Origin of the sequence: Thalassospira sp. A3_1 (assembly GCF_017744215.1) — a bacterium.
Classification (GTDB): Bacteria; Pseudomonadota; Alphaproteobacteria; order Rhodospirillales; family Thalassospiraceae; genus Thalassospira; species Thalassospira lucentensis_A.
The window spans coordinates 1315189-1333916 of the sequence record NZ_JAGHQQ010000002.1 but is presented as its reverse complement, the minus strand read 5'-3'; the positions used below and the strand labels follow the sequence as shown (position 1 = coordinate 1333916).

The 18728-nt window shown below is 56.3% G+C and carries 19 protein-coding genes and 1 other RNA gene; 2 read left to right on the top strand and 18 right to left on the bottom strand.

Annotation, left to right across the window (positions count from 1 at the left end):
* Nucleotides 1-32 precede the first annotated feature (32 nt).
* The 12 genes from tilS to J7395_RS13335 all read right to left on the bottom strand — a co-directional run bounded on the left by tilS (nt 33) and on the right by J7395_RS13335 (nt 10582).
* The gene (tilS, locus tag J7395_RS13390; RefSeq protein ID WP_209221798.1) at nt 33-1508 is read right to left on the bottom strand and encodes a tRNA lysidine(34) synthetase TilS; all 1476 of its coding nucleotides are present in this window, start codon (nt 1506-1508) and stop codon (nt 33-35) included.
* Between the two features lie 10 nt (nt 1509-1518).
* Nucleotides 1519-2661 (bottom strand): tol-pal system protein YbgF, encoded by a 1143-nt coding sequence (gene ybgF / locus J7395_RS13385; protein WP_247742120.1) that lies wholly within the window; start codon nt 2659-2661, stop codon nt 1519-1521.
* Nucleotides 2662-2808: 147 nt separating this feature from the next.
* Complete coding sequence (gene pal, locus J7395_RS13380) at nt 2809-3306, bottom strand: peptidoglycan-associated lipoprotein Pal (protein WP_097050595.1); 498 nt, start codon at nt 3304-3306, stop codon at nt 2809-2811.
* A gap of 129 nt (nt 3307-3435) precedes the next feature.
* A complete protein-coding gene (tolB, locus tag J7395_RS13375) occupies nt 3436-4806 on the bottom strand; it encodes a Tol-Pal system beta propeller repeat protein TolB (protein ID WP_062951684.1) in 1371 nt (456 codons plus the stop codon).
* A 49-nt stretch (nt 4807-4855) separates the two neighbouring features.
* Complete coding sequence (locus J7395_RS13370; protein WP_062951683.1) at nt 4856-5812, bottom strand: hypothetical protein; 957 nt, start codon at nt 5810-5812, stop codon at nt 4856-4858.
* Between the two features lie 6 nt (nt 5813-5818).
* Nucleotides 5819-6271, bottom strand: coding sequence for a protein TolR (tolR, locus tag J7395_RS13365; RefSeq protein WP_062951682.1), 453 nt, complete (start codon nt 6269-6271; stop codon nt 5819-5821).
* Between the two features lies 1 nt (nt 6272).
* Complete coding sequence (tolQ, locus tag J7395_RS13360; protein WP_062951681.1) at nt 6273-7004, bottom strand: protein TolQ; 732 nt, start codon at nt 7002-7004, stop codon at nt 6273-6275.
* Nucleotides 7005-7011: 7 nt separating this feature from the next.
* Entirely contained in the window at nt 7012-7473 is a 462-nt protein-coding gene (locus J7395_RS13355; RefSeq protein ID WP_280634653.1) for a YbgC/FadM family acyl-CoA thioesterase, read from the bottom strand.
* Nucleotides 7470-8546, bottom strand: a complete 1077-nt coding sequence (gene ruvB, locus J7395_RS13350) for a Holliday junction branch migration DNA helicase RuvB (RefSeq protein WP_062951679.1) — start codon at nt 8544-8546, stop codon at nt 7470-7472. Before ruvB ends, J7395_RS13355 begins: the two co-directional genes overlap by 4 nt.
* On the bottom strand, nt 8543-9241 hold the full coding sequence (gene ruvA, locus J7395_RS13345) for a Holliday junction branch migration protein RuvA (RefSeq protein WP_114110536.1): 699 nt from the start codon (nt 9239-9241) through the stop codon (nt 8543-8545). The genes ruvB and ruvA overlap by 4 nt, the downstream gene beginning before the upstream one ends.
* Nucleotides 9238-9756, bottom strand: a complete 519-nt coding sequence (ruvC, locus tag J7395_RS13340; protein ID WP_062951677.1) for a crossover junction endodeoxyribonuclease RuvC — start codon at nt 9754-9756, stop codon at nt 9238-9240. Before ruvC ends, ruvA begins: the two co-directional genes overlap by 4 nt.
* A gap of 79 nt (nt 9757-9835) precedes the next feature.
* On the bottom strand, nt 9836-10582 hold the full coding sequence (locus J7395_RS13335; protein ID WP_062951676.1) for a YebC/PmpR family DNA-binding transcriptional regulator: 747 nt from the start codon (nt 10580-10582) through the stop codon (nt 9836-9838).
* 491 nt (nt 10583-11073) lie between these two features.
* Between J7395_RS13335 and J7395_RS13330 the strand changes: the two genes are divergently transcribed.
* Entirely contained in the window at nt 11074-13245 is a 2172-nt protein-coding gene (locus J7395_RS13330; RefSeq protein WP_209221797.1) for a methyl-accepting chemotaxis protein, read from the top strand.
* A 351-nt stretch (nt 13246-13596) separates the two neighbouring features.
* On the top strand, nt 13597-15816 hold the full coding sequence (locus tag J7395_RS13325) for a methyl-accepting chemotaxis protein (protein ID WP_209221796.1): 2220 nt from the start codon (nt 13597-13599) through the stop codon (nt 15814-15816).
* Nucleotides 15817-15887: 71 nt separating this feature from the next.
* Here the strand turns inward: J7395_RS13325 and J7395_RS13320 are convergent, their stop codons facing one another.
* From J7395_RS13320 to J7395_RS13295, 6 genes are all read right to left on the bottom strand, one after another.
* Nucleotides 15888-16385, bottom strand: a complete 498-nt coding sequence (locus tag J7395_RS13320) for an SRPBCC family protein (RefSeq protein ID WP_209221795.1) — start codon at nt 16383-16385, stop codon at nt 15888-15890.
* Nucleotides 16386-16443: 58 nt separating this feature from the next.
* Nucleotides 16444-16782 (bottom strand): metalloregulator ArsR/SmtB family transcription factor, encoded by a 339-nt coding sequence (locus J7395_RS13315; RefSeq protein WP_062960093.1) that lies wholly within the window; start codon nt 16780-16782, stop codon nt 16444-16446.
* A gap of 122 nt (nt 16783-16904) precedes the next feature.
* A complete protein-coding gene (locus J7395_RS13310) occupies nt 16905-17720 on the bottom strand; it encodes a TIGR00282 family metallophosphoesterase (protein ID WP_062952518.1) in 816 nt (271 codons plus the stop codon).
* Nucleotides 17721-17830: 110 nt separating this feature from the next.
* Nucleotides 17831-17991, bottom strand: a non-coding RNA gene (ssrS, locus tag J7395_RS13305) — 6S RNA.
* Between the two features lie 59 nt (nt 17992-18050).
* Nucleotides 18051-18392 carry a cell division protein ZapA gene (gene zapA, locus J7395_RS13300; protein ID WP_209221794.1) on the bottom strand — a complete coding sequence of 114 codons (342 nt, stop codon included), beginning with the start codon at nt 18390-18392 and terminating at the stop codon, nt 18051-18053.
* Between the two features lie 5 nt (nt 18393-18397).
* Entirely contained in the window at nt 18398-18664 is a 267-nt protein-coding gene (locus J7395_RS13295; RefSeq protein ID WP_097050605.1) for a hypothetical protein, read from the bottom strand.
* Nucleotides 18665-18728 lie beyond the last annotated feature (64 nt).

Here is an 18728-nt window from a genome sequence, read left to right as displayed (position 1 = left end):
CGGCCTGATCATCAGATAATGATAAGGTACCTTTACGCAAGTAGGACGTCGGGTTTCGGCGACGATTTAAACCCACTTTCCCACAAAGGTGTCGGGGGTGCAAACCGCCATCGCATTCCGATTGCGTTTTCTGCTCCCATCGGGGCCGTCCGGCAACCGGCGGCGGATAATACGTCGGAAATGCCCGAAACCTCAAGCCCGCCAACGGAAAGCAGGACTTCTTTATCATAAAGGGCGGGTATGGATGCAAGGGCGGCGCGCGGTAAACGATCAACAAACGGCGCGATTTTGCCAATGGCGGCCCGAAATGCCCGTGTGTGAAACGCATCACAAGCAGACAGCGGCGCAATCACAAACCGGCCAAAATCAGCATAATCAGCGGTTGCAACCTGCCTGATACCGTCAAAAAACAGCTCGAAACGATTGTCCCAGCGCTGACCGGTTGGCCCCGTCACCAATGCCGGATTGATACGAACCGCTGCGATATCCATCCGCCCGACTTCGCGATAAACCAGTAAAATATCGCCGCGGCGGTGCAACACACATCCGCCCAGACTGACGCGCGCGCCTTCCTGCCCCCTCAATTGCAACAAGGCGGCCGCCAACGCATCAAAAGCAGGCATGTAATTTTCACCGCCGATTACCCGAACAATATGTCCAAGCCCATAGCAAGCCGTGGTTTCACCGGTTCCGGCATCCCGCCATTTTGAAAATGCAACTTGGGCAATACCGCAATTCGCGACCTGAACCGTCGCGGCCAGAAGATCACCGATAAGATATTCAGCCGCCTGACGTTCTTCCGTGCCGCGATCCGGATCAGCCCCGCCTGCATCATCCGTCAGGATCGCACCGTGCCGGATGCGAACCCTTTCGAAGCCGGTATTGCGATTTGACGGGTCTTCGACCCAATCCTGCCGGTATGCCTGCACCGTTGCGATCAGGTCGGCCTTGGCAATGGGCAATAACGGTCGCAACAGGCGCGCATTGCGCAGAAAACGACGTGCGCTCATCCCTGCCCGTCCAATGACGCCACTTTCACGGTTCTGCCGCATCACAAGCGTCTCACGCTGATCATCCCGGTGATGGGCAACCAGCAGATGCAAGATACCCAACGCACCCAATTCTCGATCAAGCAATTCATAACGGGCCTGGCGCGCCGCTTCCTGAATGCCGCTTTGCGGCTTTTCCTCGTCCCAGCGCAGGATGCGGTGCGCAATACCGTGCTTTTCAAGCTGCTCACCGACCCAGATGGCTTCTTGCGCAGCATCGGCTCGCAAACCGTGATCGACCGTCATAGCGATCAATTCGCCATCGTTTAACCGGCACCATTCATTCGCCAGCAACGCCAGCGCCATGCTGTCCGCACCACCGGAAACAGCCACGGCAATTTTGGGGCTGTCCTCAAACGGCGCAAACGCATTCATCAGGCGCGAAAAGACAACGGCGTCCAATGGGGTTCCATCGGACGCCGGATCATATTTGATCATATCGTTTGATCGATCTGTCATCAGTCTGCTTTTACGAACAGCCGCGTGTTTTGCGTTCCTGGCGGGCACGGTCAAGCACCACCGCCGACGCGTTCGGGAAATTCGCAATCAGATGGCCAAAAGTCGTGCAGGCATCCTCATTCTTGCCAAGATTGCCCAACGACATACCAAGTTTCAGCAGGTTATCCGCCGCCTTGCTGCTATCGGGATATGTCTGGAAGCCCTCGGTAAAGGCAACAGCCGCCTGATCATACTGTTCGCGAACATAGAATGTCTCGCCAAGCCAGTATTGCGCGTTACCGGCCAATGGATTGTCCGGATGGCTTTTGACAAACGCGGCAAGTGCCGTTTCTGCCGCGGCGAAATCCTGCCGGCGCAAAAGATCAAAAGCGTAACGATATTGCTCTTCCGGTGTACCGGCCGGAAGTGCTGCACCACCGGCCGCGGCACTTGCCGTGCGGGCCGGTGCCGCCGAAGACGTATTTGCCGGCCCAGATGGTACAGAGGGCGGCGAGCCTTCGTTTTCAATCACGCCAAACAATTGGGTGCCACGATCATCAACGCGTTGCCCCGCGCCTGCGGTATTGGGTTGTGCCGCCGAACCGGTTGCATTATTCGCAGCCGCCCCTGCCGCAGCCCCCGCCGCCGCAGATGGCGCAACGGCGCCCGTCTGGGTACCGGTCGCAGCACCGCCTTCAAGCTGGCTCAGGCGATAATCGACATCGGACACCAACCGTTCAAGACGATCTTCGATCTTGCGGATACGGAAATCGAATTCCTCGATCTGGCCGGTCAACTGTGTGACGGCGCGCTCGATATCGTTGATCTGAACCTGCTGACGGGCCGCGGCCGGGCTTCCGCCACTTGCACCACCACTGTCAGGCACGCCACCCGAAGGAACACCCTCGCGATAGACATAACGCTGCAACAGATCAAGATCATTGCGAAGCTGTTCGACCTGACGGGTCATATTGGCGTCCTGCGCATGCACAGGCGCACTGCCAAGAACAGTCATTCCCATCAGGGCCGTGACGGCAAACACCGACAGATAGCCGATCGGGCTGCGTCGCAACGCCCCCTGTTTCCCCCCAACGGTTGGTGAAATCGCAACGGCCGACATACGGGGCGGCAGGGCGTCATTTCGGTAACCGGTTTTCGGGCCAACTCGGATCATTTTCGGGTCCTTCGTCGTAATTTCGAACATCATATTCCCGTGTCATCAAGGAATATCTAATGTTGCAACATTTTCAGGCGGCAAAAATAAGGCGCCTGTTCCTTACGGAACAGGCGCCTTGAAATTCAGGCTTTCACCTGCACGCTCTTAACGGATAACCGAAACAGAGCGGCGGTTTTTCGCCCAGCTTTCTTCGTCGTGGCCCAGAGCGACCGGACGTTCTTTACCATAGGAAATGGTTTCGACACGCGACGGATCAATGCCCAGAGCAACGAGGTAATCTTTCACGGAGTTCGCGCGACGCTCACCCAGTGCAAGGTTGTATTCACGCGTGCCGCGTTCGTCGGCATGGCCTTCGACAACGACTTTGTACTGCGGGTATTTTTTCAGCCAAGCAGACTGAAGTTCCAGCGTACGGCGTGCTTCGCCCGACAGGTCATATTTGTCGAAGCCAAAGAATACGCGATCGCCAACATTAACCGCGAACCATTCCGGGCTGCTTTCCGAAAGCGCGCTCGAAGTGGAAGACGGCTGATTGGTGGTCGAGACACCTTCGCCAGCAGAGGTTGCAGAGCTGTCAGGTGCGGTTTCACAGGCAGCCAGAAGTGCGGCAGCAGCAAAAACACTCAGAATCCGAAGTTTCATTTAAGTTTTCCCCTTAACACCGGACACATTCGCCCGATTGTGGTGTTTTCCATGTCTCGCGACACCGAAAATGCCCGCGATTAATGCGAATCGCATTCAGTGCTTCGCGATGACTATACTCTTGAGATATCAGGGAATCAAGGGCGACCATGCTGGATCTGATCCATCCGCCGGTGTAACGATCTCTCGTTCGTTATAACCGGTCAAATCGATCGAATACAGACGGTATCGATCCTTGGTCCCGTCCCTGGACGGGTGCTGGCGGTGATACATCAACACTCTTCCGTTCGGTGCCCATGTCGGGCCTTCGACAAGGAAGCCCTCGGCCAAAAGCCGCTCTCCACTGCCATCCGGACGCATGACACCGATATAGAACCGACCTCCTTGTGATTTGGTGAAGGCGATCAGGTCTCCGCGTGGCGACCAGACCGGTGTGGCATAAAGACCACCACCGAAACTGATGCGCTGGACGCCGCTACCATCCGCATTCATCACGTAAAGTTGCTGTGATCCGCTACGGTCAGAGTTGAACGTGATTCGCGAACCATCAGGAGAATATGACGGCGATGTATCAACTGCAGGATGCCGCGTCAACTGGCGTTTTTCACGCGTACGCAGATCCAGCTCGTAGACTTCACTATTGCCGTCCAAAGCCTGGGACATCACCACGGAATTGCCATCTGGGGCAAAGCGCGGGGCAAAGGTCATGCCCGGGAAATCGCCAAGCAATTCAAGCTCGCCGGTATCGATATCCAGAACATAGACACGTGGTTTGTCGTTGAAGTACGACATATAAACCACTTCCTGGGCCGTCGGAGAGAAACGCGGGTTCAGGACAAGAAACTTGCCGTCTGACAGGAAACGGTGGTTCGCACCGTCCTGATCCATGATGGCAAGCCGCTTGACGCGTTTATCGCCCGGGCCCGATTCGGAGACATAAACGATACGGGTATCGAAATAGCCCGATTCCCCGGTAATGCGTTTATAAATCTCGTCGGCAATCTTGTGTGCGATGCGCCGCCAGTTGTTCGGCTGGGTGCGATAGGCCACCCCTGCCATCTGGTTTTCAGCCAGAACATCCCAAAGGCGGAATTCGACACGCAGAAGCCCGTTCGGTTCGGTTACGACCCGGCCATTGACGAGTGCCTGCGCGTTGATTGCGCGCCACTCGGCAAAGTTCGGATTAACCGCCAGCGAACTAGCACTCTGGATAAAGGCTTTTTCGTCAATCGGCGCAAACAGACCCGATCGCGCCAGATCATTGCTGATCACCGATGTGATGTTCTGGCCGACTTCGGTTTCCGAAACACCTTCACCCGGGAAACGGGTAATGGCGATCGGCATCGGCTTGACTTCACCGCGGGTGATGTCGATACGGAGTTCGGCATGCGCCGGTGCCGAGGGTACAACGGCCAGGCCAGCGACAACGGCAAGGGCACACAGTCCGGCCAGACTGCGTGTAACCCAATATCGTTTGAATGCGTTGGTCTTGATGGTCATCCTGCCTCGCTATTTTCCACGCGTTTTGAGGGACTTATGATTTTATTCATTACAGGCCCAGCATTTCACGCATGTCAAAATTGAACGTGAATGTGCGCCACATTTCGTATTTATCCAGCGGCAGTTTTAGAGGACTGCATTGCGGATTTAGCACAGCTCGAAGGGCACTTTCTGCAATCGTACGGCGTGATGGATCACCACCAATCTCGCCAGAGTTGCTAATTCGTGCCTGTCGGACGGTACCGTCCGGGTTCGCGCTGACATGAATTTCAACCGCGAAGTTCCCGGCTTCCTTGGCTCCGGCCGGTGGGCTCCAGCAGCGTTCGATCTGTCTTTTGACGGCGTCAAGCTCGCTCATAGTCAAACGTGCGTCCAGACGCGTCGCGACAACCTCGCTGGCATTGTCCTCGGGCGTATCTTCCGGTGTATCCTGTGGTGTCGGCTGTGCACTCGGTTCGGTTTTACGCACATCCTTCAGAATATCGGCAAGCGTCCGCTTCGGTTCCGGATCGGGTTGCTTCTTCGGCTCAGGCTTCGGTTCCGGTTTTGGCTCCGGCTTTTTGGCTTCAACCGGCTTCGGTTTCGGCTTTTCCGGGGTCGGGGTCGGTTCCTTCTTCACTTCCGGCTTCGGAACGGGTTTTGGTTCCGGCTTGGGCTGTGGTTTCGGTTCGACCTTCGGTTCGGGTTTTGGCTCTGGCTTCGGCTCCGGTTTTGGTTCCGGTTTCGGCGCTGGCTTTGGTTCCGGCTTGGGTTCCGGTTTTGGCTCCGGCTTCGGAACGGGCTTTGGCTCTGGCTTCGGGGCCGGTTTCGGTTTCGGCTTTTCTTCGGCTTTCGGCTTTGGCAGCGCCTTGGTCGGAGCCGCCGAGAATTCATCGACCGTGACCACCTCGACCGAAATCGACTGCAGTTCCAGCGGCGTTTCCTCGAACAGTTCCGGCAGGCCTAACCAGGCAATCAAAAAGATCGCCAGATGGGCTGCCAGGGAAATCAGAACACTGCGTAACATGTCGGTTTACTTGCCCTTTTCGGGCAGCTCCGCGATCAGCGCAACTTTGCTAAACCCGGCTTCACTGATCAGGCCCATGACTTCCATCACACGGCCATAATCGATTGCCCGGTCACCGCGCACGAAAATGCGGGTATCGCGTTTGTTCTCGGTAATGGCCGAAAGCTTCTCGGCCAGCGTGTCCTGCGGGACTTCACTATCCATAATATAAAGGGTGCCATCACCGGTGACCGACACGACCAGCGGTTCGTCCTGACCGGTCATCGGGGCTGCCGATGTTTCCGGCAGGTCGACTTCGACCCCGACCGTCATCAGGGGTGCGGCAACCATGAAGATCACAAGCAGGACAAGCATCACGTCAACCATCGGGGTGACGTTGATGTCGCTCATGGCCTTGCGGCGGTTGCGACGACCGCGGCGGCGTCCTCCGCCCGATCCGGATGCGAGTTGTGCGCCCATATCAGTCTCTCGCGTCGTCAAGCTGGCGCGACAGGATCGACGTGAATTCGTCGACAAACGCCTCAAGGCGATTACCGTAACGGCTCAGGTCGCTGGAAATCTTGTTATAGGCCACCACCGCCGGAATAGCCGCGACAAGGCCCATCGCCGTTGCCAGCAACGCCTCGGCAATACCCGGTGCGACAACCGCAAGCGATGTGTTCTTCGATGCTGCAATCGACTGGAAAGACACCATGATGCCCCAGACGGTACCAAAAAGGCCGACAAACGGTGCGGTCGAGCCGACAGACGCCAGGAACGTCATGTAACGTTCAACCCGGTCCATTTCCCGGCCCAGCGTGGTTTCCATCGACCGTTCAAGACGCTGCTGCAGGCGGGCGCGCATTGTTTCGCCCTTGACCCCGCGCGCGTTCGACCGACGCCATTCGCGCATGGCCGATACAAAAATGGCCGACATCGGATCGCGCGGCTGATCGGCGATACGATCATACAGGTCTTCAAGCGACCCGCCCGACCAGAATGCTTCTTCGAATGTATTTGCCTGGGCGCGCAGTTTGCGCAACCGCATCAGTTTTTCAAAAACAATTGCCCATACCCAGACCGATGCCAGCATCAGCCCGATCATCACCGTTTTGACGACAATCCCGGCCTGCATGAACAGGCCCCACATGGACATGTCATGAGCCATGACCGACTGCCCCAGCGTTACCGCGTCGACCACCTGATTTTCCATATTCTCTTCAGTCCTCGTTCACATCCAGATAGGTTGCGTAAGCCATTCTCAATTCTTCGGGCAGCCTTTGCGCCCGCAACTCTTGCAGTGACATGCAGGCGAGATATATCTCGATAACCACGAGTACCTCGTCGTCCCGCATGATCTTCTGCTCGAATCCCAGCGACGCGCCCCCCAGTTTGATCAGGCGACTTTCCACAATCAGCCTGTCTTCCAACCGGGCCGCCCGGCGAAAATCGAGCGTACAGTGTCGAACGGCTATGGCAACTTTGTGGCGCTCTGCAACACTTCTATTGCTAAACCCCAACAGGTTAAGCATCGCTGAACGCGCCCGCTCGGCAAAGGCGAGATAGTTGGCGTGATACACAACCCCGCCCGCATCGGTATCCTCGTAAAACACCATTAACGGGAAGATATGCCGCTTGCCTTCGATATAACCGAGCAGGCCGGTATCGTGCGTATCCGTCATTCGTCTGTCCCGTCTGCGGCATTGGCCGCGCGCTGATCAAACAGATCCGCCAGCGGCACACCATTGCCTTCACGTGGCGGCACAAGGCCCAGATGCTTGTACCCCTTGATGCCCAGCATACGGCCGCGCGGGGTGCGCTGTATCAGCCCCTGCTGCAAAAGATACGGCTCGATCACATCCTCGATCGTGTCGCGTTCTTCCGACAGGGCCGCGGCCAGCGTATCAACGCCCACCGGCCCGCCGCCGTAATTCCCGGCGATACAGTTCAGGTAACGTCTGTCCTGACTATCAAGGCCAAGATTATCGACCTCAAGCCGCGTCAGGGCCGCATCGGCGATGAATTTATCGACCGGCGATTTACCTGCAACCACCGCAAAATCACGCACACGCCGCAACAAACGCCCGGCAATACGCGGTGTTCCCCGTGACCGGCGGGCGATTTCCATCGCCCCCTCGCGCGTCATATCGAAATTAAGCAACCGCGCCCCGCGTGCGACGATCTCGACCAGCTCTTCGGGCTCGTAGAATCGCAACCGCAACGGAATGCCGAAACGATCACGAAGCGGCGTGGTCAAAAGCCCCGACCGTGTCGTCGCCCCGACAAGGGTAAAGGGCGGAAGGTCAATCCGCACCGAACGTGCTGCCGGTCCTTCGCCGATGATAAGATCAAGCTGGAAATCTTCCATCGCCGGATAAAGGATTTCCTCGACCGCCGGGTTCAGGCGATGGATTTCATCAATAAACAGAACATCGCGCGGCTGAAGGTTTGTCAGAAGGGCTGCAAGGTCGCCAGCCTTGGCAATGACCGGGCCGGATGTCGCCCGAAAACCAACACCAAGTTCGCTGGCAACAATCTGCGAAAGCGTGGTTTTCCCCAGGCCCGGTGGCCCGAAAAACAGCACATGATCCATGGCTTCTTCGCGGCCACGCGCGGCCTGAATGAAAACATCAAGATTTTCGCGCACTTCCTTCTGGCCGGTAAAATCGTCCAGCCGACGCGGGCGCAGCGAACCGTCCTGATAATCCTCTTCGCGGCGTTCCCCGCTGAGTAAACGGTCTTCTTCCTCGCTCACGCGCTAAGCTCCTTCAATCCCAGTCGGATCAGGGTATCAAGTGTCTTGTCCTCACCGGCCTGCTGGGCCGCCTTGCCAACCGCGCCAAATGCCTCGGACCGGCCATAGCCCAGATTAACCAGTGCTGAAACCGCATCGGCCAGAACCGCACCATCATCCACAACCGGCGCGGCATCGGCTGTGTCGATGCTCACATCACTGACCGGTTTGGCAGATTTGGCAGATTTTTTTGACGAAGTTGCGGCAGGTGATGCTGCCGGTGCGGCTGGTGCCGCCACCGGACCAAGATTAAGACGCGCGGCCTTGTCTTTAAGCTCGCCAACGATACGGGTCGCGACCTTCGGGCCAATCCCCGGCGCACGGCAAAGGGCGGTGGTATCCTGTGCGGCAAGTGCCCGCAAAAGATCGGTCGGGCTTAAAACGGACAAAAGAGCCAGCGCCACCTTGGCCCCCACCCCCTGAACGGTTGTCAAAAGCGCGAACCACTGTTTTTCCGCGTTATCGGCAAATCCATACAGATGAATGTGATCTTCGCGAACATGGGTTTCGATCATCAACCCCGCCTCGCCACCTTTTTGCGGCAGCATGGTCAATGTTCTGCGCGATGCAAAAACAAGGTATCCGACCCCGTTCACATCGATGATGACACTGTCCTCGCCGATGAAATCGACAATTCCGCGAAGTTTTGCGATCACCTGTATTTTCTCCCCGGACCGGCTGTTATCCCCGCAAGCGCACGGGTTCCCGCATGTTGTGCATGACAAATCGCCACAGCCAAGGCATCGGCCGCATCTGCGCCATGGATCTGACATCCCGGCAGCAACGTGGACACCATCATCTCAACCTGTTGCTTGGCCGCATGACCGGCACCCACCACCGTCTTTTTGACGGCATTGGGTGTATATTCCGTTACCGGAATGCCACAGCGTGCCGGGGCGAGCAGTGCAACACCGCGCGCCTGCCCCAGTTTAAGGGTCGAAACAGGGTTCTTGTTAACGAAGGTTTCCTCGACCGCGGCCTCATCGGGCGTCCAGGTCGCAATCACATCCATAAGCCCGCTATGAAGCTGGTCAAGACGCTCCGCCAGCGACAGCGTCTGTGTCGAGGTCACGACACCGTTGGCAACATGACGCATCCGGTTGTCTGTAAGGTCGATCACCCCCCAGCCCGTGCGTTGAAGACCGGGATCGATACCAAGAACCCTGACCACGTCGCCCCACCTTATTATTATGAGCAAAATAAAATACGCCCGTCATTCAAAAGGGAATGACGGGCGTAAGCAAGCGTAATCAGTTATCAAGCGCGGCAACGATCTCGTCGGTCCAGTTCACATTGGTCCAGACATTCTGCACATCGTCGTTATCTTCAAGCACATCAACAAGCTTCATGATGCTCTGTGCCTGTTCAACGTTGATATCGGCCTCGGTAACCGCACGGAAAACAAGCTTCGCGCTTTCCGGATCGCCGAACTTCTCGGTCAGGGCCTCACGAACGGCGTTAAGATCTTCGATCTCGGTTTCGATGATGTGATTCTCATCATCGGTTTCCGCATTCGCAGCACCGGCCTCAAGGGCGGCTTCAAACATTTCGTCCGCACCGGCCTTGTCCAACGGGTAAACGATTTCGCCAAGACGGTTGAACATGAAGCCGACCGAACCGGTTTCGCCAAGGTTGCCACCGCTTTTGGCAAATGCGGCACGGACTTCGGATGCGGTACGGTTGCGGTTGTCCGTCAGGGCCTCGACGATAACGGCAACACCGGCCGTACCGTAACCCTCGTAACGGACTTCTTCATAATTGTCGCCCTCGCCGGCACCGGTCGCCTTTTTGATGGCGCGATCGATGTTGTCCTTGGGCATGTTCTGAACACGCGCGGCGGCAATGGCCGCGCGCAAACGCGGGTTGCTGTTGATATCGTCACTGATTTTCGCCGAAACCGTGATTTCACGGGCGAGTTTGGTGAAGATTTTGGCGCGCTTTTTATCCTGCGCGCCTTTGCGGTGCATGATGTTTTTAAATTGGGAATGGCCGGCCATAACCTGAAACCTGTATTCTTTTCGTGTTGTCGATCAGTGCAAATCGGGCACCGGCCGGTAACTGCGGGATCTTCCCGGGCAGACCGGTCTCGCGATGATTGCGCGCCAGTCGGGCGGACCGAACCGGACCGGACAACTGGCAGGCAGAAATTTCGACCGCTCCTATATCCTGTTTGCGACACAAGGTCCAGCTATCCGTCATCTGTTCGCATCCATCAACCGGCACGCACCGGAAACCCGGTCGCATCACCTGTGATTTATACAACTTATGGATTTAATCGTGATTTTTTGTCGCAGAACTGCTTACATCTTGCAGTTCTGTGAATAATATTTCAATAATGTCCCTTAATAAGAAAAAACAACTCTAAAGTATAACTCTCGGGGGTTACGAACCGGGCGGCGAAAACAACAAAATGCCCGTTGCCTGATCCAAGAAACCCGGTCGGACGAAGAAGCCGCCCGGGGAAAACAGCACAAGAAGGTAGGACAGAATGGGAACTAAGTTCGGGGTCCAAAGCAAGCTTTTGATATCGTTTGCCTTGGTCGGTTTAATGGCAGTTGTATCTGCCGTTGTGGGTGCCGTTTCTTTCAACAAGTTCGGCGAAGCTCTGACAACCATCACAGAAGAAAAACTGCCGCCAATCGCCGCCGCACAGCAACTGGCGACCGAAAGCGCGGAAATCGTGGCGATCGCACCACGCATCGTTGCATCCAATTCCACCGACGAAGAACTGGCCATCAAGGAAGAACTTGATTTCCGCCTGCTGGAACTGGTCAACAAGATCAACGAAATCGAAGCCACCGGCTTCATGCCCGAAGTCATTGCCACGATCAATGACAACCGCATTCAGTTGCAGGACACCCTTGGCCAGTTACACACCGTAACCCAGGAACGTTTTGCCATTTCCGCCGAAAAGGCCGAAAAACTGGGCGAATTCCAGGATCTTGCCAAACGTTATGGCGATACGCTGAAACCGGTTCTGTCCTATACCCAGAACGACATCGCACAGGGCAATGCCTATGCACAGTCGCTCAAAGACGATCCGTCCGCCAAATACACGGCAAGCACCGAAGAAGTGATCGAGAACTTCATAAAAATGAACGACGCGATCAGCGCACGTTCACCGGTGCTGGAAATCGAACGCCTTGGTTCGTCCGCTGCCAACATGATCATCGCGTCCACCACCGAAACGCAGGCCGTCCGCCTGTCGATCATTCCGGTGCGCATCCGCGGCACCTATGCCGATGCCCTTGCCGCACTGGAATCGATTGGCAACGAACGGCTTAAAAACTTCTATGTCGAACTGATCGACAAGATGTCGAAGCTTTCGGTGGGTGATGACAGCCTGCCCGAACTTCGCAAACGCGAACTGGCCGCTGCCGAGGAAAGCCAGCGTCTGGTCATCCAGAGCGGTGAATTCGCCAACGCGATGCGCAGCAGTGTCGCCGAACTGGTCGCTGCCCTGAACTCCGAAGTCCAGGATGCCGCCGCACAGGCCAAAGTGGTCGAGAAACAGAGCCTGACGGCACTGGCTGTCGTTGCCGCCGCCGCCATCCTGATCTCCCTGATCATTTATGTCGTCTATGTCCGTGGCAATCTTCTGCGCCGCCTTGCCGGTCTGCAGAAAACCATGGTCACACTGGCCGATGGCAATCTCGATATCGACGTCCCGGTCAAGGGTAACGACGAAATCACCGCCATGGGCCGCGCGGTCGAGGTGTTCAAGGATAACGCCCTGAAAGTCCGTGAACTTCAGGCCGAAGAAGAGCGCCTCAACCGTGAACGTAACGAAGCACTCCGTGACGAGTTGCTCGGCCTTGCCGATACCCTGCAAAACGAAGTCGAAAGTGCGGTCGGCGAAATCGCTGCCCTCGCCGAACAGCTTCAGGGTGTATCTGGTCAAATGAGCCAAAGCGCCGAACTGGTTTCCGGCCAGACCGAAGATGTTGCATCCTCGGCACAGGAAGCCACCGGCAATGTTGAAACCGTGGCTGCGGCCACCGAACAGCTTTCGGCCTCGAATGCGGAAATCAACCGTCAGATGGCGGAATCGACCCGTATCTCGAACGATGCTGCGGATCGGGCACAGGAAACCAACCAGTTGGTGGTCAGCCTGTCGCAATCGGCAAACCGCATTGGCGAGGTGATCGCACTGATCACCGACATTGCCGAACAGACCAACCTTCTGGCCCTTAACGCCACCATCGAGGCGGCCCGTGCCGGCGATGCGGGCAAGGGCTTTGCGGTTGTCGCGGCCGAGGTCAAAAACCTCGCCAACCAGACCGAAAAGGCGACCGAGGAAATTGCCGGTCAAATTTCCGGCATCCAGAAGGCGACGGGCGAATCTGTCACCGCCATCGAGGATATCGGTCGCATCATCGAAAACATCAACGAAATTGCCACCACCATCTCGGCTGCGGTCGAGGAACAGGGTGCGGCAACCGACGAGATCACGCGAAACGTCCGCAGTGCAGCAGATCGCACCCGCACCGTTTCCGCCTCGATCAATGATGTGGCAAGCGAAACCGGTAAAACCGGTGAGCTTTCCGGTCAGGTTCTGTCAACCGCACAGACCGCATCCGAAAAGGTCGAAAATCTGCGTTCGCGGATCAATGGCATCCTCGAAGACCTGCGTCAGCAGGCGCGTGATCGCGCCTCCTGATCCATCAGACTTCTTCTTGTGCAAAGGCCCGCCTTATGGCGGGCCTTTTTGTTTGGCACCATAACCACAAGCTTTTGTACAAAAAGAATTATCCAGATGGACAGGACTGTAAAATAAGTAAAACATTTCGGTTATTCTACACAGATGCGTGTGCTATAGAATTTCCCAACATAAGAAAAACAAAAACTTCCGCCTTCAATTATCCGCATCCTTATCGTTCCTAACCGATATCGCGGATATCCCCGAATGCGGAAACCACAGGAAGGTTCCATCCAGGAAAATCAAACAGATGCGTTACCGGCATGACAGAAGCCGGTGCGCTGGTTATGCGTAATCGGGGTTAGGTGAGTAATGGGAAAGACTATCAAATCTGATGATCGCCAGAAGCCGGTCAAAAAGACCGCAAAAGGCTTCGGCGTTCAGGGGAAACTGGCGGCATCATTTGCCCTTGTCGGCCTGATGGCCGTCGTGGCGGCCACCGTCGCCGTCATATCGTTTGGCAAATTCGGCACCGAACTTGCCAACATCACACATTCAAAGCTGCCGCCGATGTTCGCGGCACAGCAACTGGCAACCGACAGCGCAAAGATCGTGGCCATCGCGCCGCGGATCATCGCATCGAAAACCCCCGACGAAGAACAGATCGTCAAAGCAGAACTTGATACGCTGCTGGCCGGGCTTGATGACAATGTCGGGCAATTGCGCGCAACAAATCTGCAACCCGAAATTCTCGATGGTATTGATACCAACAGTGCCAATCTGCGCGATGCCCTGGAAAATCTGCATTCAATAACGTTGAACCGGTTTGCCATCGCAGACGAGATCGCCGAGAAACTCAACAAGTTTCAACAGCTAAGCGGGCGATACAGCAGCATGATCACCCCGCTCCTGTCCTTTACCCAGACGACCATTTCGGGGATCAATGCTTCCGTCGAAGACCTGCGCAAATCCGGCGCCCCCCTGCCCTACGAAGATCAGGTCCGCACCACCAAACTTCTTTATGACCTGAACGATGCCGTTGCATCGCGTGGTCCGGTGCTGGAACTCAGCCGTATGGGAAGCGACATCGTCAATACGATCCTGACATCAAGCTCGCTTAACGATACGACCCGGCTTTCGGTCATCAGCGTGCAGGTCCGTGGCAGCTTCGCGTCGCTGCAGAAACTGATCGAAAGCCTCGAGAACGAAAAACTCAAAAAATTCTACACCAACATCGTCGGTGACATGCTTGAACTGTCAATCGGCGATGCCAGCCTCCCGGCCTTGCGTATCAAGGATCTTGAAGCCGCTGCAACCCAGCAGCAGATTGTCGATCAAGGCGCGCAATACGCCGCCGACATGGAAAGCAGCGTCAAGGCACTGGTTGAAAGCCTGCAATCGGATGTCGACACCGCCGCCGCATCGACCCAGACCCTGAATGCGCAAAGCTCGCAGATCATGTATGGCGTCGCCGGTGCGGCCATCCTGATTTCGCTGATCATTTATGTCGTCTATGTCCGTGGCAACCTTCTGCGCCGCCTGGCCGGTCTGCAGAAAACCATGGTCACACTGGCCGATGGCAATCTCGATATCGACGTCCCGGTCAAGGGTAACGACGAAATCACCGCCATGGGCCGCGCGGTCGAGGTGTTCAAGGATAACGCCCTGAAAGTCCGTGAACTTCAGGCCGAAGAAGAGCGCCTCAACCGTGAACGTAACGAAGCACTCCGTGACGAGTTGCTCGGCCTTGCCGATACCCTGCAAAACGAAGTCGAAAGTGCGGTCGGCGAAATCGCTGCCCTCGCCGAACAGCTTCAGGGTGTATCTGGTCAAATGAGCCAAAGCGCCGAACTGGTTTCCGGCCAGACCGAAGATGTTGCATCCTCGGCACAGGAAGCCACCGGCAATGTTGAAACCGTGGCTGCGGCCACCGAACAGCTTTCGGCCTCGAATGCGGAAATCAACCGTCAGATGGCGGAATCGACCCGTATCTCGAACGATGCTGCGGATCGGGCACAGGAAACCAACCAGTTGGTGGTCAGCCTGTCGCAATCGGCAAACCGCATTGGCGAGGTGATCGCACTGATCACCGACATTGCCGAACAGACCAACCTTCTGGCCCTTAACGCCACCATCGAGGCGGCCCGTGCCGGCGATGCGGGCAAGGGCTTTGCGGTTGTCGCGGCCGAGGTCAAAAACCTCGCCAACCAGACCGAAAAGGCGACCGAGGAAATTGCCGGTCAGATTTCCGGTATCCAGAAGGCGACTGGCGAATCTGTCACCGCCATCGAGGATATCGGTCGCATCATCGAAAACATCAACGAGATTGCCACCACCATCTCGGCTGCGGTCGAGGAACAGGGGGCGGCAACCGACGAGATCACGCGAAACGTCCGCAGTGCAGCAGATCGCACCCGCACCGTTTCCGCCTCGATCAATGATGTGGCAAGTGAAACCGGCAAAACCGGTCAACTGTCGGGCGAAGTTCTGACCACCGCGCAGGATGCCTCGCACAAGGTCGAAGCCCTGCGTGCCCGCATCAACGGTATTCTCGAAGACCTCCGCGAGCAGGCCCGCAGTCGCGCCGCCTGACCCCAAAACCTGTATCCCGACAAAAAAGAGGCCCGATATCTCGGGCCTCTTTCGCGTTCCGGCACCTGAAATCAGGCATGTTCCGTGATTTCCACCGCCAGTCTTTCCAGCAATCCCTGCCAGCCCTCTTCGCGAAATTCCGCCTTGTCGAAACCGTCCAGAAACGCCCCCTGCTCGGTGAATTTCAGGCGCGTCTTGCCGTCCCCTTCGGGTTTCAGTTCCACCGTCGCGACCGAGGCGGAAATGCGTTTGTCGTCCTGATCCATTGTGTAGGCAAAGACGATCCGGTTATCGGGCACGATATCCTGATAAAGCGTGTCGTTATGATAAAACACCTTGCCATCCTGACTGAAACGGCCGCCTTCGCGCCCGCCGACCCGGAAATCGTGACTATATTCGATGACGTCCCATCCCTCTTCGGCAACAAACCAGCGATGATGGGCGTCCGCGTCGGAAAACGCCCTGAAAACGCGGGCCGGGCTTGCGTCATAAACCCGTTCGATTGTGAACATGGCATGGGTAACTGAACGTGCGATCTTGTCATCTGCTTTATTGGTGGCGTACGTCATTGTACTGCTCCTGCTGTTATGCTGGCCCGGTCCATTTTCGCGGTTCTTGCATGACGGGCTATTCGTTTGGCGGTTCGGATTTCGCCAGGAATTCTCCCAATCGGTCAAACCGGCGCGCCCAAAGGGATCGCCGCTCATTGATCCAGATTTCAACCTGTGTCAGCTGTTCGGGTTCAAGTTCACAGGTGCGAACCCTGCCCCGTTTCATGCTGCGGACAAGCCCGCAGTTTTCCAGCACCCGCAAATGCCCCATCACGGTCGGCAACGCCATATCAAGCGGTTCGGCAAGTTCGCTGACCGTCGCGGGGCCTTTGCACAGCCTGTCAACCATGCCACGGCGCGTGGCATCCGACAGGGCGTGAAACATCTGGTCGAGTTGTTCATTATTGTTAGTCATATGCCTAAGTAACAAATCCGAACGTCGCGCACAAGAAATAGTTAGGTATTTTGCTAACTATTTCCGAAAATAAAACCCCGCCGATACCGGCAGGGTTTTAAATCATTGAAAATGTTCGGCTGTTACGCGCTGGGCCAGCTACCCTTAAGCCGTCCGCCGATACGAACCGGCTCGATCCGTTTGGCAAGGCCGGTGGCATCATCGGTTTCAACATAAATGCCGCACACCGTTGCCGGGCCGTCTGCCGGTTCAAACCGGCCGGTCGGCATTTTGGTGATGAATTTGCGGACCGAATTTTCCTTTTTCATCCCGATCACGGAATCAAAATCGCCGCACATGCCGACATCGGTCTGATAGGCCGTTCCGCCCGGCAATATCTGGGCATCTGCCGTCGGCACATGGGTATGCGTTCCCAGAACAAGCGACGCCCGCCCATCGCAATGATGGCCAAACGCCATCTTTTCCGACGTGGTTTCGGCATGGAAATCGATGATGATCGCATCAACATTCTTGCCGAGCTTATGTTTGGCAAAAAGTTTGTTCGCCCCCTGGAACGGGCAGGACAGCGGGTCCATGAACAGCCGCCCCATCATGTTAACAACGCACACTTTTTTGCCCGACCGGGTTTTGAAAACATAATCGCCCTTACCCGGCGTCCCGTCGGGGAAGTTCCACGGACGCAGAAGTTTTTCATCCTCGTCGATATAGGCAATGATTTCGCGCTGATCCCAGACATGATTGCCCGTCGTCAGGACATCCGCACCGGCGTCATAGAATTCCTTGCAGATTTTGGCGGTAACGCCAAAACCGTGGGCCGCGTTTTCGACATTCACCACCGCGATATCGACCGAAAGACGGTCCCGCAGCATCGGTAACGCTTCAAGTGCTGCGGTACGGCCGGATTGGCCAAGAACGTCGCCGAGATGGAGTAAACGCATTGTATTTCCTGTTTCGTCGCACGCCCGAAATTCGGACATGACTGTAACCGATGCCCCTGTCAGACGCACCGTTTGATGCACAACATAAATGAGATGGGGATATGAATTAAGTGGGAGCCACCGCTGCCGTTGGCCATGTGGTAATTCCTCGTGACCTGCGTGTGCAGGTGGGCGCCGTATAACGAGACCACGGCCTCGACAGGGACAGCTCCCTAGAGAAATGAGCATCGGCCCCGGGAATTAGCGAACCTGACGAACAGGGCAGCCCCCGAATTGCTGCTGCGCCCGATCGCCGCGAACGGCGCATCGAAAACAGTCAGCGTCCGGAACTTAGTCCTGCGAAAGCTTTTGCGCAATAGCTTCGATGCGAACAGCCATGCTTTCCATGTTTTCCGCAATCGCGTCACCTTCGGCGGCACTGACACTGCCGGGCTCCGGTGCAGCCGTTGTCTGGCGACTGCGCAATTTTTCATGCACGTCGCCAAGCTCGTCGGCAATCAGAAGACTGGTCATCACCAGAAGGCGCTGCTCGCCAATCTGACCAACCGCACCGGCAATCTCGCGAACCCGCTCATCGACATATTGCGCAAGATTTATCAGGCGTTCTTCCTGACCATCGTCGCAGGCAACATCATAGCTGCGCCCGTTAATTCGTACTGAAACCTGTGCCATGGAATTTATGCCTGCTTTTGTTCGCGATCATCATCAAGGACCAGACGCAACTGCCCGACCGCACCATCAAGGCGGGCCGAAACGGTCTGGGTTGCTGTTGCGAGCTTGTCATAATCCTGACGCAAGGCAGCCAGCTCGCTTTTCAGGGTTTCGACTTCACCGGCAGCATCGGACTGGTTTCCGATGTCCTTGGCCATACGCGACTCCGCGGCAGCATCAAGACTGTCGATGGCCGCTTTTAGTCGGTTACTCGCTTCTAGCAAACGCGACATATTCAATATCCAGCTTTGTTAAACTACCCGGTCAGCACAGGCAAAACCTGTTCCTGATCACAAG

Coding starts and splice junctions, on each gene's coding strand:
- J7395_RS13325 (WP_209221796.1), top strand. CDS start 13,597: ATGGGAAAGACTATCAAATCTGATGATCGCCAGAAGCCGGTCAAAAAG.
- J7395_RS13295 (WP_097050605.1), bottom strand. CDS start 18,664: ATGTCGCGTTTGCTAGAAGCGAGTAACCGACTAAAAGCGGCCATCGAC.
- zapA (WP_209221794.1), bottom strand. CDS start 18,392: ATGGCACAGGTTTCAGTACGAATTAACGGGCGCAGCTATGATGTTGCC.
- ybgF (WP_247742120.1), bottom strand. CDS start 2,661: ATGATCCGAGTTGGCCCGAAAACCGGTTACCGAAATGACGCCCTGCCG.
- tolR (WP_062951682.1), bottom strand. CDS start 6,271: ATGGGCGCACAACTCGCATCCGGATCGGGCGGAGGACGCCGCCGCGGT.
- J7395_RS13330 (WP_209221797.1), top strand. CDS start 11,074: ATGGGAACTAAGTTCGGGGTCCAAAGCAAGCTTTTGATATCGTTTGCC.
- J7395_RS13315 (WP_062960093.1), bottom strand. CDS start 16,782: ATGACTAACAATAATGAACAACTCGACCAGATGTTTCACGCCCTGTCG.
- tolB (WP_062951684.1), bottom strand. CDS start 4,806: ATGACCATCAAGACCAACGCATTCAAACGATATTGGGTTACACGCAGT.
- tolQ (WP_062951681.1), bottom strand. CDS start 7,004: ATGGAAAATCAGGTGGTCGACGCGGTAACGCTGGGGCAGTCGGTCATG.
- J7395_RS13355 (WP_280634653.1), bottom strand. CDS start 7,473: ATGACGGATACGCACGATACCGGCCTGCTCGGTTATATCGAAGGCAAG.
- pal (WP_097050595.1), bottom strand. CDS start 3,306: ATGAAACTTCGGATTCTGAGTGTTTTTGCTGCTGCCGCACTTCTGGCT.
- J7395_RS13335 (WP_062951676.1), bottom strand. CDS start 10,582: ATGGCCGGCCATTCCCAATTTAAAAACATCATGCACCGCAAAGGCGCG.
- J7395_RS13310 (WP_062952518.1), bottom strand. CDS start 17,720: ATGCGTTTACTCCATCTCGGCGACGTTCTTGGCCAATCCGGCCGTACC.
- J7395_RS13320 (WP_209221795.1), bottom strand. CDS start 16,385: ATGACGTACGCCACCAATAAAGCAGATGACAAGATCGCACGTTCAGTT.
- tilS (WP_209221798.1), bottom strand. CDS start 1,508: ATGACAGATCGATCAAACGATATGATCAAATATGATCCGGCGTCCGAT.
- J7395_RS13370 (WP_062951683.1), bottom strand. CDS start 5,812: ATGTTACGCAGTGTTCTGATTTCCCTGGCAGCCCATCTGGCGATCTTT.